Origin of the sequence: Rosenbergiella collisarenosi (genome assembly GCF_018494085.1) — a bacterium.
GTDB classification, from domain to species: Bacteria; Pseudomonadota; Gammaproteobacteria; order Enterobacterales; family Enterobacteriaceae; genus Rosenbergiella; species Rosenbergiella collisarenosi.
In genome coordinates this window covers 102,949-118,612 of record NZ_JABBFP010000008.1, presented here as the reverse complement: position 1 = coordinate 118,612, position 15,664 = coordinate 102,949, and the positions used below count along the sequence as shown (strand labels likewise).

Annotated in this window: 14 protein-coding genes; 11 read left to right on the top strand and 3 right to left on the bottom strand. The window is 47.5% G+C overall.

Annotated features, from left to right (window positions below; all coding sequences use genetic code 11):
* The first annotated feature begins 74 nt into the window (after positions 1–74).
* The 4 genes from pbpG to idi all read left to right on the top strand — a co-directional run bounded on the left by pbpG (position 75) and on the right by idi (position 6,564).
* The gene (gene pbpG / locus HGT70_RS12600; protein WP_214196100.1) at positions 75–980 is read left to right on the top strand and encodes a D-alanyl-D-alanine endopeptidase; all 906 of its coding nucleotides are present in this window, start codon (positions 75–77) and stop codon (positions 978–980) included.
* Positions 981–1,075: 95 nt separating this feature from the next.
* Positions 1,076–3,502, top strand: coding sequence for a DUF3772 domain-containing protein (locus tag HGT70_RS12595; protein WP_214196098.1), 2,427 nt, complete (start codon positions 1,076–1,078; stop codon positions 3,500–3,502).
* Positions 3,503–3,643: 141 nt separating this feature from the next.
* Complete coding sequence (gene bglX, locus HGT70_RS12590; RefSeq protein ID WP_214196096.1) at positions 3,644–5,944, top strand: beta-glucosidase BglX; 2,301 nt, start codon at positions 3,644–3,646, stop codon at positions 5,942–5,944.
* Between the two features lie 101 nt (positions 5,945–6,045).
* Complete coding sequence (gene idi, locus HGT70_RS12585; RefSeq protein WP_214196095.1) at positions 6,046–6,564, top strand: isopentenyl-diphosphate Delta-isomerase; 519 nt, start codon at positions 6,046–6,048, stop codon at positions 6,562–6,564.
* A gap of 14 nt (positions 6,565–6,578) precedes the next feature.
* Here the strand turns inward: idi and HGT70_RS16650 are convergent, their stop codons facing one another.
* Positions 6,579–6,683 (bottom strand): hypothetical protein, encoded by a 105-nt coding sequence (locus HGT70_RS16650; protein WP_232526967.1) that lies wholly within the window; start codon positions 6,681–6,683, stop codon positions 6,579–6,581.
* Positions 6,684–6,829: 146 nt separating this feature from the next.
* On the opposite strand from HGT70_RS16650, the gene HGT70_RS12580 reads away from it, so the two are divergent.
* From HGT70_RS12580 to rlmF, 4 genes are all read left to right on the top strand, one after another.
* Positions 6,830–7,357, top strand: coding sequence for a GNAT family N-acetyltransferase (locus HGT70_RS12580; RefSeq protein ID WP_214196093.1), 528 nt, complete (start codon positions 6,830–6,832; stop codon positions 7,355–7,357).
* 76 nt (positions 7,358–7,433) lie between these two features.
* Positions 7,434–9,608: an ATP-dependent DNA helicase DinG gene (gene dinG / locus HGT70_RS12575; protein WP_214196092.1), complete on the top strand. Its 2,175-nt coding sequence runs from the start codon at positions 7,434–7,436 to the stop codon at positions 9,606–9,608.
* Between the two features lie 8 nt (positions 9,609–9,616).
* Positions 9,617–10,576, top strand: coding sequence for a DNA-binding protein YbiB (ybiB, locus tag HGT70_RS12570; protein ID WP_071434760.1), 960 nt, complete (start codon positions 9,617–9,619; stop codon positions 10,574–10,576).
* On the top strand, positions 10,576–11,475 hold the full coding sequence (gene rlmF, locus HGT70_RS12565) for a 23S rRNA (adenine(1618)-N(6))-methyltransferase RlmF (RefSeq protein WP_214196091.1): 900 nt from the start codon (positions 10,576–10,578) through the stop codon (positions 11,473–11,475). The genes ybiB and rlmF overlap by 1 nt, the downstream gene beginning before the upstream one ends.
* 16 nt (positions 11,476–11,491) lie before the next feature.
* Here the strand turns inward: rlmF and dps are convergent, their stop codons facing one another.
* The gene (dps, locus tag HGT70_RS12560; protein ID WP_071434764.1) at positions 11,492–11,995 is read right to left on the bottom strand and encodes a DNA starvation/stationary phase protection protein Dps; all 504 of its coding nucleotides are present in this window, start codon (positions 11,993–11,995) and stop codon (positions 11,492–11,494) included.
* 115 nt (positions 11,996–12,110) lie between these two features.
* Positions 12,111–13,022, bottom strand: a complete 912-nt coding sequence (gene rhtA, locus HGT70_RS12555) for a threonine/homoserine exporter RhtA (protein WP_071434766.1) — start codon at positions 13,020–13,022, stop codon at positions 12,111–12,113.
* 286 nt (positions 13,023–13,308) lie between these two features.
* Between rhtA and ompX the strand changes: the two genes are divergently transcribed.
* The 3 genes from ompX to HGT70_RS12540 all read left to right on the top strand — a co-directional run bounded on the left by ompX (position 13,309) and on the right by HGT70_RS12540 (position 15,515).
* Positions 13,309–13,836, top strand: coding sequence for an outer membrane protein OmpX (ompX, locus tag HGT70_RS12550; RefSeq protein ID WP_071434768.1), 528 nt, complete (start codon positions 13,309–13,311; stop codon positions 13,834–13,836).
* 359 nt (positions 13,837–14,195) lie between these two features.
* Positions 14,196–14,648, top strand: a complete 453-nt coding sequence (gene mntR, locus HGT70_RS12545; RefSeq protein ID WP_071434770.1) for a manganese-binding transcriptional regulator MntR — start codon at positions 14,196–14,198, stop codon at positions 14,646–14,648.
* A gap of 468 nt (positions 14,649–15,116) precedes the next feature.
* Positions 15,117–15,515 (top strand): H-NS family histone-like protein, encoded by a 399-nt coding sequence (locus HGT70_RS12540; RefSeq protein ID WP_214196089.1) that lies wholly within the window; start codon positions 15,117–15,119, stop codon positions 15,513–15,515.
* The last annotated feature ends 149 nt before the right edge of the window (positions 15,516–15,664 follow it).

Below are 15,664 nucleotides of genomic sequence, written 5' to 3'. Positions count from 1 at the left end.
GCCAGCTTACCCGAGTAGGGTACCGCAGCCTGTAGAGCATACAGAAAATTGACTTTGACTATATTAGACGAAAAATGCCAGTAAAACGCTATCATTGTATCCTCGCCTTCTTTCTCTGTTGTTGCGGTTCCGTTTCCGCTCAGGCCACGCCGACTAAGTATAGTGCAAGCCAAGAGAACCGATTAGTTCAGCCACAAATCGCTTCAGGGAGCGCTTTAGTTGTCGACCTAACGACGAATAAAGTCGTTTTTTCACTTCACCCTGATCGGGTACGGCCCATCGCCTCGCTGACTAAGCTGATGACCGTGATGGTTGCCTTGGATGCCAAACAACCTTTGGATGAACTTTTACCGGTAGATATTCATCAGACGCGGGAGATGCGTGGCGTTTTCTCCCGCGTGAAAGTTAACAGTCATATTAGCCGCCGTGACATGATGCTACTGGCGTTGATGTCGTCGGAGAATCGCGCCGCTGCGAGCTTAGCCGCGAACTACAAGGGCGGCTATTCCGCCTTCATCCAGGCGATGAATGCGAAAGCACGCGCATTAGGGATGACGCATACTCATTATGTCGAGCCGACAGGACTTTCTATTCAGAATGTATCAGATGCGGAAGATTTGATTAAATTACTTAAAGCGACTCGGGCTTATCCATTAATTGGCCAACTGAGTACAACCCAGGAGACGACGGCAGCTTTCCAACAGCCTCGCTATAACCTGCCCTTTCGTAATACTAATCACCTGATTTATAACAAAACGTGGCAGATCGCCTTAACCAAGACGGGGTACACGGATCAGGCTGGCCACTGCCTCGCGATGCGTACCGTCATTAATGGGCGTCCGATGGCGTTAGTCGTTCTGGATGCTTTCGGTAAATACACCCACTTCGCGGATGCGAATCGTATTCGTAGTTGGCTCGAGACCGGAAAATCTGCACCGGTACCCGTGGCGGCCCTCGCTTATAAGGCCGCGGCCCGTTAGCTAGAATAGGATTTTAGGTCACCGTCTTATAGGCAGAGTGTAGAGAGCTTTCTATACTCACTCTCAGCGATTGGGAAAAGAATTTAGGAATAGGTATGAGTCATCTTAGAAAAATCTTCACGATATTCTTTATGATAGCCACGTTACTCGCGTCAATGCCGATGGCGAGTGCGGAGGATGACAGCGATCAATCTGGCGATACGGCAGCGGCGAAGGTCGATGCTTCTGTCGAGTTACCCAAGATGCAGGTCATTCTTGATAAAATTAAAGGGCAAGTCTCTGGCGTGTCTGATGAGTCGCAGCTGGCACAACTGAACGATATGGCAGTGGATCTCGGGGAGAATGCGAACACGCTATCGCAAAACCTCGTGCCGCAAAGCCAGCAGGTAGATGCGCAACTCGCCGTGTTAGGCCCAGCGCCGACCCCGGCAAGCGGGGTGAAAGAGACCGCGGATGTGACCAGTAAACGTCGGCAACTGTTGGCGCAAAAATCGCGTCTCGATGATCAAATTAAACAAGCGAATGCCTTACAAAATGGAGCATCGGTACTTTCCTCGCAAATCCTTAATTTGCGTCGCGATCGCCTGAAAAACCAGGTGAGCCTAAATACCGGCAGTATCTTGTCGGCAAAGTTCTGGCAACCGCTCTACAATAACCCAGTCGATGGGCCAAAAATCGTCGGCTTTGCGCAAGATCTTAAACAAAGCGTACTCTTGTCACTCTCTCCTGATTATCGTATCGGGACGGGACTATGGCTACTCGCCGCAGTACTAGTGATGGCGCTAGGTCGCCGCTATATGGAAGAGTTTCTGGCATGGGTCAGTATCAATAAACTCTCCGAAGGGCGTTTTCGTCGTAGCTTTCTGGCCTGTGCGATTGCCATCACGACGCTATTAGCGATAACGCTATGTTGTAATTTCCTCGCGCTTGCCTTTGCACGCCATCCAGATAGCGCAGATGATGTGCGCGATCTGGTCTCAAGCCTAGGGGTTCAGAGTATCCTAGCGGGGCTGATCGCAGGGCTAGGGCGGGCATTTCTTTCTACCCGTCGTCCAAGTTGGCGCTTACCGGTGATTAACGATGACTTGGCTAAGGCGTTAAAGCCTTTCCCAATCGTGATTGCAACGCTAGTCTTTATCTTTCAAGGCCTTGAAGCCTTTAACCGTGCCATCGAAACAAGCGTTAGTACCACAATACTTGGCAATGGTCTCACCGCGATCTTGATTGGTTTGCTCTGCCTAATGATGGTGATCCGTACACGACGCATCCGCCGTAAGATTGAGAAAACGGGTCATGAGGTTGAACGCTCACGTATCGCTGGATTAGTCGATATTGCGCTGATATTGACGGGGATCACTATTCTCATCTGTCTCGTCATCGGCTATGTCGGGCTAGCGCGTTATTTAAGTTATGAGGTCATCTGGGTAGGGATCTTATTCAGTACCTTCTATTTCCTTAACGCTTTAGCGGTCGACGGTTGCCAAGTCTTATTCTCGACTAATAGCGCTCCAGGAAAGTTGGTCACTCGCTCGCTTAATTTAAGTGAAAAGACCTTACTCCAACTCGGTAGCCTGTTTTCGGGAATATTAAAATCAGCGTTAATTATCATGCTGATCCTCCTATTGATGAATGGAACGATCTCCTCATCCAGTCCGGGAGAAATCTTAAGCCGTATTATCGATTTCTTTGCGGGGCGTGGATTAGAGAAGCTTAATTTAATTCCTTCACATGTTGTGATGGCTATCGTCACACTCGTGGCGGGGATCTACGTACTGCGTTCTGTACGTAACTGGCTCGATCATGATTTCCTTCCGCAGACGTCGATGGATGCCGGAATGCGTGTCTCATTGGTCACGCTGTTTAGTAATATCGGGTACGTGTTAGTCATCCTCATGACGCTCTCCGCAATTGGTGTACAGTGGAACAAGCTTGCGTGGATTGTTAGCGCCTTATCGGTCGGGATCGGTTTTGGTTTGCAAGAGATCGTGAAGAACTTTATCTCCGGACTTATCCTGTTAACCGAACGTCCCGTGAAGGTGGGGGATCTGGTAACGATAAGCGGGATTGAGGGTGATATTCGACGGATTAACGTGCGTGCGACCGAAATCTTATTAACCGATAAATCGACGGTAATCGTCCCGAATTCGCAGTTTATTTCGCAAAACGTACGTAATGCGACGATGGGGAATGCGCAAGGGGTAGTGACGATTCCGTTGACGTTTCCTCTCGATATTGACCCCGTTAAGGTAAAAGATATTTTATTAAGTACCTTTACCGACAACGAGAAAATCTTAGATACGCCTGCGCCATCGGTGAGTTTTAAAGATCTCTCTGCGCAAGGGATCCTATTGAGTGTCACCGGTAATGTGATTTCTCAGCGTTTGATCTCATCGACCCGCAGCGAACTGTTATTTGATGTACTGGTAAGGCTGCGTGACGCCAATATCGCTCTCTCATCGCCTCAAACAATGGTTATTGAGCAGAAGGCAGCCGAAAAAGAAGCCTCTGCTAATCTAGAATAGATTCTCTAGGGCACGACCGACGACGGCGTGCCCGCCATCAATTTATTTTCTCTTTCTTACCGTATTCTGACATTATCATTACTTAATCATCTTCTTTCATCCGCGCATCAGCGATGAGAGTTATTGCCTAGAGAATTGTTAATGAAATCGATGTTTCCCTACGCTCTTATATTGCCCTTAACGCTTTTCTCAACGACTCTCTTCGCGGAGCCGATACCTCACCCGAGTCAGAGTGAGCAACAACGCGATCAATTTGTCACGTCACTCCTTAAGAAAATGACTCTCGATGAAAAAATCGGGCAGTTACGTCTGATAAGTGTCGGACCGGACACGCCAAAATCAGTAATTAAACAGATGATTGAAAAAGGGCAAGTGGGTGCCATCTTCAATACTGTGACTCGTTCGGATATCCGTGTGATGCAAGACCAGGTCATGCAGTTGAGTCGCCTTAAAATTCCTCTCTTTTTCGCTTACGACGTCGTACATGGTCAACGGACTATTTTCCCCATTCCATTGGGTCTCGCTGCGACCTGGGATACTCAGGCCGTTACCTCGGTGGGGCGGGTGTCTGCCTTAGAAGCCGCACAAGATGGTTTGAATATGACCTGGGCGCCGATGGTCGATGTGAGTCACGAGCCGCGCTGGGGACGTAATTCAGAAGGATTTGGAGAAGATACCTATCTGACCTCAATAATGGGCAAAACCATGGTGGAGGCGATGCAAGGTAAGGATCCTGCTGACCGAAATTCAGTGATGACCAGCGTCAAGCACTTCGCCTTATACGGGGCGGTGGAGGGGGGCCGAGAATATAATAGTGTCGACATGAGCTCACAGCAGATGTTTCAGCATTATTTACCGCCTTATCAAACAGCGTTGCAAGCGGGTAGCGGTGGCGTGATGGTATCGCTGAATTCTATTAACGGCGTTCCCGCGACCGCTAACCACTGGTTACTGACTGATTTACTGCGTCATCAATGGCATTTCAAGGGGATAACCGTCAGCGATCACGGTGCGATTAAAGAATTAATCAATCACGGAGTCGCCAGTGATCCTGCTGATGCGGTACGCATCGCCATTAAGGCGGGTATCGATATGAGCATGAGCGACCAATATTACAGTCAATATCTGCCTGGTCTGGTTAAGAAGGGTGCCGTGACCTCAGCTGAGATCGACAATGCGGCGCGTCATGTCCTCAATGTTAAATACGACATGGGGCTATTCCGCGATGCGTATAGCCATTTAGGTCCAGTGGGTAGTGATCCTAAGGATACTAATGCCGAAGATCGCCTACATCGCCAGGAAGCCCGACAAGTCGCAGCCCAGAGTATAGTCCTTCTCAAAAATTGGCATCATATCTTGCCGTTGCAAAAGCAAGGGACTATTGCCGTAATCGGCCCGCTCGCGGATAGCCAAAGAGACATTATGGGAAGCTGGTCGGCGGCGGGTGTCGCGCAACAGTCAATCACGTTATTACAAGGGATGCGTGAGGCGGTTGGGAGTAGCGCGACGTTGCTCTATGCGAAAGGGTCGAATATCACCGATAACAGCAAGGTGCAAGCATTTCTAAATCTCTATGAGCCTGCGGTCACGGTCGATCAACGCAGCCCGCAGCAACTTCGCGATGAAGCGGTAGCGGTCGCGAAAAAAGCCGATGTGGTGGTGATGGCGGTAGGAGAGTCGCAAGGGATGGCACATGAGGCGTCAAGCCGGACGGATATCCGTATCCCTAAAGCACAACGCGAGCTGATCGATGCAGTGAAGGCGACCGGCAAACCCCTCGTTCTGGTATTGATGAATGGGCGGGCCTTAGACATTACCCAGCAAGATGGGCAAGCAGACGGGATCCTCGAAACATGGTTCAGTGGGACTGAGGGTGGGCATGCGATCAGCGATATCCTATTTGGCGATCAGAATCCTTCAGGGAAACTACCGGTCACATTCCCGCGCTCGGTGGGACAGTTACCGCTTTACTACAACCATCTCCCTACCGGGCGGCCCTACGATTTTACGCATCCCAATAAATATACCTCCCATTATTTCGATATTAACAATAGTCCGCTTTATCCCTTTGGTTATGGGCTGAGCTATACAGACTTCACGCTATCACCGGTCACGCTGTCTTCGCCGACAATGACGGGTCATCACACACTCGCAGCGAGTGTGATGGTAACGAATAGTGGTAAGCGCGCTGGAGCGACGGTTGTTCAGCTCTATTTACACGATCCTGTCGCTTCACTCAGTCGGCCAGTCAAAGAGTTAAAGGGCTTCCAAAAAGTCTGGCTGCAGCCAGGCCAATCGAAGACAGTGACCTTTACGATCGATAAAAACGCGCTAAGCTTCTGGAATCAAGAGATGAAGTGGGTTGTGGAGCCCGGTCAGTTCGAGGTAATGATCGGTACTGATTCTGTGCATACCCAAATAAAATCGTTCACGTACCAGTAGACATTATTCTGCTAGCCACTAAGCTGCCTAATTGAGGCAGCTTTTTTTTAGCTAAGACTGCTACACTTATTTTAGCCAAGTGGTTTGAACAGGGGAAAACGATGGACACTATCGAGGTCATTCTAGTGGATAAGCAAGACAATCCGCTGGGGAAGATGGAAAAGCTTGAAGCACACCGGCAAGGACGTTTGCATCGTGCAATCACGGTTTACGTTTTTAACTCTCAACATCAACTTATGCTGCAACAACGCGCATTCAGTAAGTATCACTGTGGCGGTCTGTGGAGCAATACGTGCTGCGGTCATCCTTTCCCACAGGAAGAGACACAGCAGGCTGCCGAGCGCCGACTCAATGAAGAGATGGGGCTGACGCTGCCCTTAGAAAAACTGACACAGACCTATTACAACTTACCGGTGACTAATGGGTTAGTCGAACACGAGTTTGGGCATATCTTCACTGGTATTACCGAGCAGTTACCGGTGCTAAATCCGCAGGAAGCAGAAAGCTACCGCTTCGCATCGTTGACAGATATCGGGCAAGAGCTACTGGATTACCCAGAACGTTTCACACCCTGGTTTAAAACGACCTTCCCGTTACTCGTCGAGCAATTTAAGGCGTAGGCAGGGTAGTTCGGCTATTTACCGAGGATAATCGAGTAGCCGATTAGCGCCACACCGCCAACGCCACCAATAGCCATAAAGAGAAACAGTAAGATAAAAAATATTTTTTTGTAATTCATCGAGAGCGTCTCAAAACAATTTCGGGGGATCATACTCTCATCAGTGTAGCGAATAAAGTTTTCAATCCTCTTGATTGAACTATAAGTATATCCTCTCCCTCGCTACACGCCATTAAGGATAAACTCATCGTTTTGTGGAGAGAGAGATGAACATTGAAAGAGTCGTTGCGCCGCTCACGATAGAAGAGGTCACCCAGTTAACCGCATTGCTTTGTGAGGCGGTAAGCTTAGGAGCGAGCATTGGTTATACCGATGCGACTCAACAGGCCGAGGCTATACAGGCTTACTGGCAGCAGCAGAGTCGTGCCATAGAGGCAGCTAATCTGCATTTTTTTTGCGCGCGGGTCGGCCAGCAAATCGTTGGCGTAGTAGGTCTAGAGTGTTGTACAAAACCTAATGGGCGTCATCGTGGCGAGATAGTGAAATTGATTGTGGGTCATCAATGGCGTCGTCAGGGTATCGCGAGGAAGCTGATGGTAGCCGCCGCAGAATTTGCCGCACACCTGGGGCTAAAGCTGCTTGTCCTAGATACGCGCAGTGATGATATTACAGTGGCTTTTTATCAAACATTAGGGTGGATGGTGGCGGGTGAGATCCCCGATTTCGCCCAGTCAACAGCTGGCGACTATCAAGCGACCACGGTGATGTATCTCCACCCTACAGCTGAAGGCTAAAAAATTCCCGACAACTGCTGACGTTACGCGGATACTGTGTAAAAATACAGGCTGATTCATTTTATCACTGGTCTTTATGGCACTTACCTCAGCAATTAAAACGCAAATCAGCGATTGGTATAAAAAACTTCAGCGCAACGTTGATGATTTTATTCCACGACTCGCGCAGCGACAGATGATGGCAGAAGTAGCGAAGACCTTAGCGGGCGACGCGGGTCGCCACCTCGCGATTGAGGCGCCCACTGGGGTGGGTAAAACGCTCTCCTACCTTATCCCAGGTATCGCCGTAAGCCGTGAAGAGAGTAAAACGTTGGTCATCAGTACGGCTAACGTTGCGCTACAAGACCAAATCTACCGCAAAGATCTTCCGTTACTGAAAGCCTTTATCCCCGATCTCACTTACACGACCGCGTTTGGAAGACGGCGTTACGTTTGTCCGCGTAATCTGTATTTCACGGGTGATAGCAGCCAGCCCGATCTCCTTTATCTGTTAGAGGATACCTCGCTAAGTAGTCAGGCGCCGGATGCGCTGACGACTCATGAGCAAAAGCAGTGCGACAGCCTACAATCAGGCCTAGATAAGGGGAGCTGGGATGGCGTGCGCGATCACTACCCCGAGAATATTAGTGATGGCCTATGGGCGCGACTATCGACCGATAAAGCGCACTGCCTCGCACATCATTGTCAATGGTACAAAGAATGTCCCTTCTTCACCGCCCGACGGGATATTGATAACGTCGACGTCGTGATCACTAACCATGCGTTGGTCATGGCGGCACTGGAAAGTGATTCGGTACTGCCTCCCGCCAAAGATTTACTTTTGATAATGGATGAAGGCCATCATCTTCCCGATGTCGCGCGCGATGCTTTAGAGATGAGTGCGGAAATCACGCCATCGAGCCTCTCCTTACAACTCGATCTTTTTGGCAAAGCGATCGAGCAAATTAGGGCGCAATTTACCTTAACCTCGCCGCCTGCCTTGGCGAAGCCTGAGCGCTTGGCCGTGCATCGTGAAACCATCGACGAATTATTGATGAATTTTACCCAGGCCCTATTACCCTTGGTTAAGTCAGCACCAGACCAGAGCTACCGTTTTGTTATGGGGGAGCTTCCCGACGCGCTACGCGACCTTTGTGAGCAGCTTTATAAGCTTTACGATAGCCTGCGTGCTGCAGCAGAAACATTGATTAATTTTTTGGGTGAGCAGACGGGCAAAGCGGATATGGTCAGGATCCACCGTGGGATGCTCCAGCTTAACCGCTTCTTTGGTCACTTTGAAGCACAAGCTAAATTATGGCGTTTAGCGGCATTGCGGCAACTCTCGGGTGCCCCTGTCTCCAAATGGGCCACGCTGGAGAAGGGAGAAGACAAGCCACAGTTATGGCTGCATTGCGCGGGTATTCGCGTTAGCGCGCAGCTTGAGAATATCCTGTGGTCGAAAGTCCCACACACAATTTTAACTTCAGCTACGCTGCGAAGCCTGAATACGTTTTCTCGCTTCCAAGAGCTGTCGGGGTTAAGCGAAAAAGCGACCGATCGTTTCGTCTGCTTGGAAAGCCCCTTTAACCATGCTGAGCAAGGTAAGCTCATTATCCCGCAAATGCAGTATGAGCCTGATTTTAAGCATGAGGCCGCACACTTAGCCGAGATGGCTACGCTGTTTCGTCACCGGCTTGAGGATACGTCCCATAAAGGTATTCTGGTACTATTTTCGAGTATGCGTGCATTACAGCAATTTGTGACTTTACTGGCAGATAAACGCTTATCGATGCTAGTACAGGGCGATCAGCCTCGGACCCGACTCATTGAATTACATCGTGAGCGCGTAGGAGCAGGCCAGCAAAGTATCTTGGTCGGTCTACAATCCTTTGCTGAGGGCTTGGATCTAAAAGGGGATCTCTTAACGGCAGTACATATACATAAAATTGCGTTTGCACCGATCGATAGCCCGGTCATCGTCACGGAAGGTGAGTGGCTAAAGAGTAAGCAACGCTACCCCTTTGAGAGTCAAAGCCTACCAACAGCCTCTTTTACCTTGATTCAGCAGGTCGGAAGGTTGATTCGAAGCCATCAATGTCATGGTGAAATCGTTATCTATGATCGCCGGTTGATGACGCGTAATTATGGTAGCCGTCTGCTCGCATCACTGCCCATTTTTCCTATTGAGCAACCCCATATTACGGGTGAAATAAGTGTTATACCGCCACCACGGGTGCCGAAAAAGCCTAGCCGTCGTCCTTCACGTAAGTAGAGAGACTCATGGATATCAAACAGATTATTAAAGAGATTGGACGTGGCAAACTGCATGCACGTCACCTTGATCTCGATACCGCCACCACACTTTATCGTGCAATCTTAGCCGATGAAGTGGATGACCTTTCCCTAGGCGCAATCTTGATTGCGTTACGAATTAAAGGAGAGGGGGAGGAAGAGCTATTAGGGTTTTATCGCGCATTGGAAGCGTTTTTACCTCAATGGCCGGAGCTCCCGCATACTGTAGTTATTCCGAGTTACAATGGCGCTCGACGTCAGGCAAACTGTACTCCGCTCCTCGCCTTATTGCTCAATAAGTTAGGGCTGAACGTCTTTCTTCATAGTATTCACCGCGATCCAACACGGATCACAACCGTCGATATTCTTGACGCGATGGGGATCCATCCGGCAAGCGACACCCCACGGGCCCTGCAGCAATTACGAGACAACGGACTAACGTTGATGACGATTGATACGCTCTGTCCCCCTCTAGCCAAACAGCTCGATCTGCGTTGGCACTTAGGGCTGCGCAATAGCGCGCATACGTTGGCGAAACTGATCTCGCCTTTCCCGGCCCAGGCAGCAGTGAGATTGACGAGCGTCTCGCATCCGGAATATCTGCCTAAGGTCACCCAATTTTTCCAAGACATAAAAGGTAAAGCGCTAGTATCGAATGGATGTGAAGGCGAAGTGTATCTCAACCCACAACGCCCTTCAGCCATTCAGTTTGTCGATAACGAGGGTGGTGAGGCCATGGAGATTGTCCCACGTGGTATGCCTGCGCAAACGCCGTTGGCCGGCAATAAAGAGATCGCAACGACGGTGGCGTGGACACGACAAGTCTTAGAACAACAATGCCCCGTCCCGCAACCCCTTCGTGAACAACTTATGAGCTGCCTCGTCGCCTGTGGGCGTTGTGCTTCGCTTACCGACGCTAAGAATTGGCTGACTAAACAAGGTTACTAATGCATCCGAGAAACCGTTATCAAGGTCATTATGATTTAGCTGCGCTATTTGAAATCGAACCGAAACTCAGAGACTGGTCGCTGTTAACGCCTACGGGTAAGTTGAGCCTGAATTTTGGCGCGCCTGAAGCGGTGATGCTGTTAAATAAAGCCTTGCTCAGTCATTGGTATCAACTACATTGGCAGCTTGCAGACGACCATCTTTGCCCACCGATTCCGGGAAGAGCTGATTATATTCATCACCTCGCAGATTGTTTAGCCGAAGATCTAGCGGTATATCATGGCCCGCAGATCACCGTATTAGATATCGGATGTGGCGCAAACTGTATTTATCCTCTGCTCGGTAATGCTGAATATGGGTGGCGTTTTACCGGGAGTGACTGTCAGCCTGAATCTATTCGTGCGGCGCAACAACTGTTAGCCGCTAATAGTGGATTGCAAAGCCAGATTCGGCTACGTCGACAAAAAGAGAGCCATAAAATTTTCGATGGGATCATTCAGCCTAAGGAATTTTATCACGCTACGTTATGTAACCCGCCTTTCCACAGTTCTGCTGACTCGGCAGCGGCAGGGACAGCGCGAAAAAATAATCATCTAGGGATGGCGGAAAATGCGCTTAATTTCTCCGGACGGCACCATGAGTTGTGGTGTGACGGGGGGGAAGTCGGTTTTATCAGCAGGATGATTGAAGAGAGTGTTGGGTTCCAGCATCAAGTGCTGTGGTTTACCACACTGGTAGCGAAGCAGCAAAGCTTAGCGCCACTGAAAAAGCTGTTAAAGCATTACACAGTACCCGTGATTAAAGAGATAGAAATGGGTCAGGGGAATAAAAAAAGTCGCATGTTAGTTTGGAGTTTCCATACGAAACGCGCAAGGAAGGCATTAGTGAAGCCAGCCTAGGCTGGCTTCAACATATTTACTCAATATTAGCTTCGATGAACCATAAAAACTTATCGAGGTCACGAGATGCTGCGGTAAAGATATCCGCGGTATCTTCATCGTTCACTTCGCTAATTGCTTTACGGACATCGTTAGCAACTAAGGCGTAGCGCTCGGCGAGTGCGACAAGGTGCTCTTGCACTGCGTGAATATTCAGAGGGTAGCTCTTAAGAGGCGTTTTATCGTTAACCACTTGGGTAGTTCCCAGTGCGGTACCACCTAGCTGAACTGCGCGCTCCGCGACGTTATCTTGGTGTTCAGTGATAGCGGTACGAAAACCGTCTAACATTTCGTGAACCGCCATGAAGTTCGCGCCACGCATGTTCCAGTGGGCTTGTTTGGTGATCAACGATAAGTCGATCAACTCAACAACAATCTTATTTAAGACTTGAATGGTCGCGGTCTTGTCTTCGTCTGACACGTCATTACGGGTGTAATGCAGTTCAGTGTTGTGTGTTTTAACAAGTTTTGCAGTACTCATGAAAAATTCCTTCTTGTTATGGTCTGAATTTAATCAACTGGAATCAGTATAGCAGCGCTTATAGAATCTGCAGCAAGGCTCAGCCTATTAGTTCAATAGACTGAATTGTTTAACTTTAATGAGAATTATTTTTCTTTTTAATCTTAATACGCTTAATTTTACTTTCTTTCGATTGCATCGTGAGTGCGGAGCCTGCCGACGCCAGAATAATGGCAAATAATCCTAGGAGCTGGATTAAGGAAAGATGCTCACTAAGAAAAAGAAATCCCGACAATGCCGCCACAGCCGGTTCCATACTCATCAACGTCCCGAATACCCTTGCGGGCACGCGGGTTAAGGCCATCATCTCCAGTGAATAAGGGATCGCATTCGAAAGTAAAGCGACTAGTAACCCTATAGGGAGAATAGACCAATGCCAGATCCCGGGTTCCGCCATCACCAATCCAGTTGGCACAAAAACTAATGAGGCGATTAACGAACCTACTGCAACAGTGGCAGCACCGTGTTCAGCCCCCGCTTTTTGCCCAAAAATAATATAAATCGCCCAACAGGCTCCTGCCGCTAACGCAAAAAAGGCGCCTAGAGGATCGATATTATTGGCTCCGCCGTGTAGGGGCAGCAATAGCCAGAGTCCACTGACGGCAATAATAATCCATAAGAAGTCAGTGAGTTTACGTGAATTTGCCAAGGCTAAGGTGAGGGGGCCGACAAATTCAAGGGCGACACCGATGCCTAGGGGGATAGTCCTGAGCGCCATATAGAAAAGGAAATTCATGCCGCCTAATGCCAGCCCATAGAAGACCAAGGGCCTACGTTGTTCAGCGGTGAACGTCAGACGCCAAGGCTTGAACATGGCCCAAAGCATTAAGGTAGATAGACCCAAGCGTAATGCGGCAACTCCCGGCGCACCCACTTCCGAGAATAAAGATTTTGCGAGAGAGGCCGCACCTTGTAGTGTGAACATGGCGATAAGCAATAGGCCGATAGGGTATAACACCGACGCGGGCCTTTTCGTTAAATTTCCCATAGAGCACTCAAATTGCGTAATTGGTGACAAAGAATTGTATTGAAACGTAGAGAAATAGCTATAGAGATTCAGAATATGCTTAAAGATTTGTAGTTTTTAAAAAAAATTCTATTCGCTTTTTTTAGGGTATTTATTATTTAAATCAGTGGGATATCACTCAATGTACATGTTATGTTACATGTTGCAGGGGGTTGGACAACAAAATTCGGGCAGAGTTTCTTACTTTTTTTTGTTATATTTCTTCTGTTGTCAGGAAAAATAAAAGTAATTTCACATTGAGGTTATTATGAAAAAAATTGCATGTCTTTCAGCTTTAGCTTGTTTACTCGCCGTTTCTGCAGGTTCTGCAATGGCTAAAAGCACCGTTACTGGTGGTTACGCACAAAGCGATTACCAAGGTGTTTTAAACAAAGCTAACGGTTTCAACTTAAAATACCGTTACGAAGATGAGTCAAACCCATTAGGTTGGATCGCATCTTTCACTTACACCGAAAAAGACTCTAACAAAGATGTTAATGACTACCGTAAAGGTCAGTACTATGGCATCACTGCAGGTCCAGCTTACCGTCTGAATGACTGGGCAAGCATCTACGGTGTAGTCGGTATCGGTATCGGACGCGTTCAAAACAACGCCGAAGGTCACGGTGCTGCGGGCTACAACAGCAAAAGCAACAGCGATGTTGGCGTTGCTTACGGTGCTGGTCTGCAATTCAACCCGTGGGAAAACGTTGCACTTGACGTTGGTTACGAGCAAAGCCGTATCCGTAGCGTTGATGTGGGTACTTGGATCGCTGGTGTTGGTTACAGCTTCTAATTGTACCAATCTAAAAAAACGACCCGTTGGGTCGTTTTTTTTTACCTGCAGAAAAGGTTACTAATTCGCTTCAACAAGTAAAGACGTAAGGCGAAGGGTGAGAGCGTGGCAAATTCTAGTATGTTGCGTAGGGAGACCCGCTGTCTCGGACTGCAGGGTACTTGACGGAGTTTGGTTAGATCGCGCATCACTATTCCCCTTGAATGACTGTATTAAAAACCAACAACACTTCATTATTTATAGCACAGGCTATATTACTTAGCCAATGCTATGAGAGAAAAGTGTTGAGCTTGGTCTCATCTCGTTTAAGATAGTCGCGATGGTCGGCATTTTCGACATTGACTTAGTAAGGAATTTCCATGAACCACCCGCATACGCGTTTAAAGCCAGCAATTGGTCCGATTAAAGATCTCGAAAATCACGTTGAAGGCTTTAAACAGGTCAGAGAAGCTCATCGACGCGAACTGATCGATGATTATCTTGAATTAATTTCTGACCTTATTCATGAATTTGGGGAAGTTCGTCAAGTTGATATGGCCGCACGCTTGGGGGTTTCACAACCCACTGTTGCGAAGATGCTGAAACGGCTAGCTGCAGCCGGGCTTATTCAACAAATTCCTTATCGAGGGGTCTTCTTAACTCAGGAAGGGGAAAGCCTCGCTCAACAGAGTCGTGAGCGTCATGCTATTGTTGAAGAGTTTCTATTAAGTTTAGGTATTTCACCAGAAGTGGCCCATTGTGATGCCGAAGGAATTGAGCATCATGTTAGTGATGAAACGTTAGCAGTATTTAAAAAGTTAATAAATAAATAACCTTTGAGTAAACAAATTCAGCGTTAAAAAAACTCCCTTGAGTAACCTTATAGGGAGTAATGTTATTAATCTTTCCATTAATTAGCTTTTAGAGTGAATTTAATGTTTTTTTTTTAACATTATGGAAACTTTAATATCAACGTCTATTCTCTCTTGGCGATAGAGTTAATTAATCGAAGTTTTTACACAATTAGAGAATGTTCACTCCATAAATTGAGAATGGAATCAGTCCCAGAATTATCTGAAACTGGTTTATATTGAATAACAGCCTTCGTTGCTTCAGCTTAAAACCTTAAATATTTCTATAGAAGAAAAAGTAATGATTTTGTAATGAAGGCGCTAGAATTCCTAGCGTGAAAAAAGAATAGTTTATATTGTTACGGTTTTTAAATTTTCTATTTATTTTTTAAAATAAATTCTGTACCCTTGTCTATATTAAAGTTTCAAGAATCCATAAAGGGAAAAATAATGAGCGACATTTTCAAAACACTGAACAATATCCGTACACTCCGCGCTCAGGCTCGCGAAGTAGATTTGGTCGACTTAGAAGAGATCTTAGAAAAATTAACTACAGTTGTGACCGAGCGTCGCGAAGAAATTGAAGCTGAAGAATCACTGAACCGTGAAAAAGCAGAAAAACTTTCTAAATACCGCGAGTTATTAGCAGCTGAAGGTATCGACCCAAGCGAATTATTAGGATCTACCGAAACAGGTAAGAAACGTGCTAAGCGCGCTCCGCGTCCTGCTAAATATACCTATACTGATGAAAATGGCGAGAAAAAATCTTGGACAGGCCAAGGTCGTACGCCAGCTGCCATCAAAAAAGCATTAGATGAAGGTAAATCATTAGATAGCTTTTTAATCTAAGACTAATGACCTCCTAAAAAGCCAGCACTTTTGCTGGTTTTTTTATTGCTGCATTTTCCGCAATGCGCGAGGAATTTTCTTAAATGAGTTATAATCCCTCTATTGTCATGACTTTGTTGTAATAATTTCTTTCAGATTTACTCAATTCA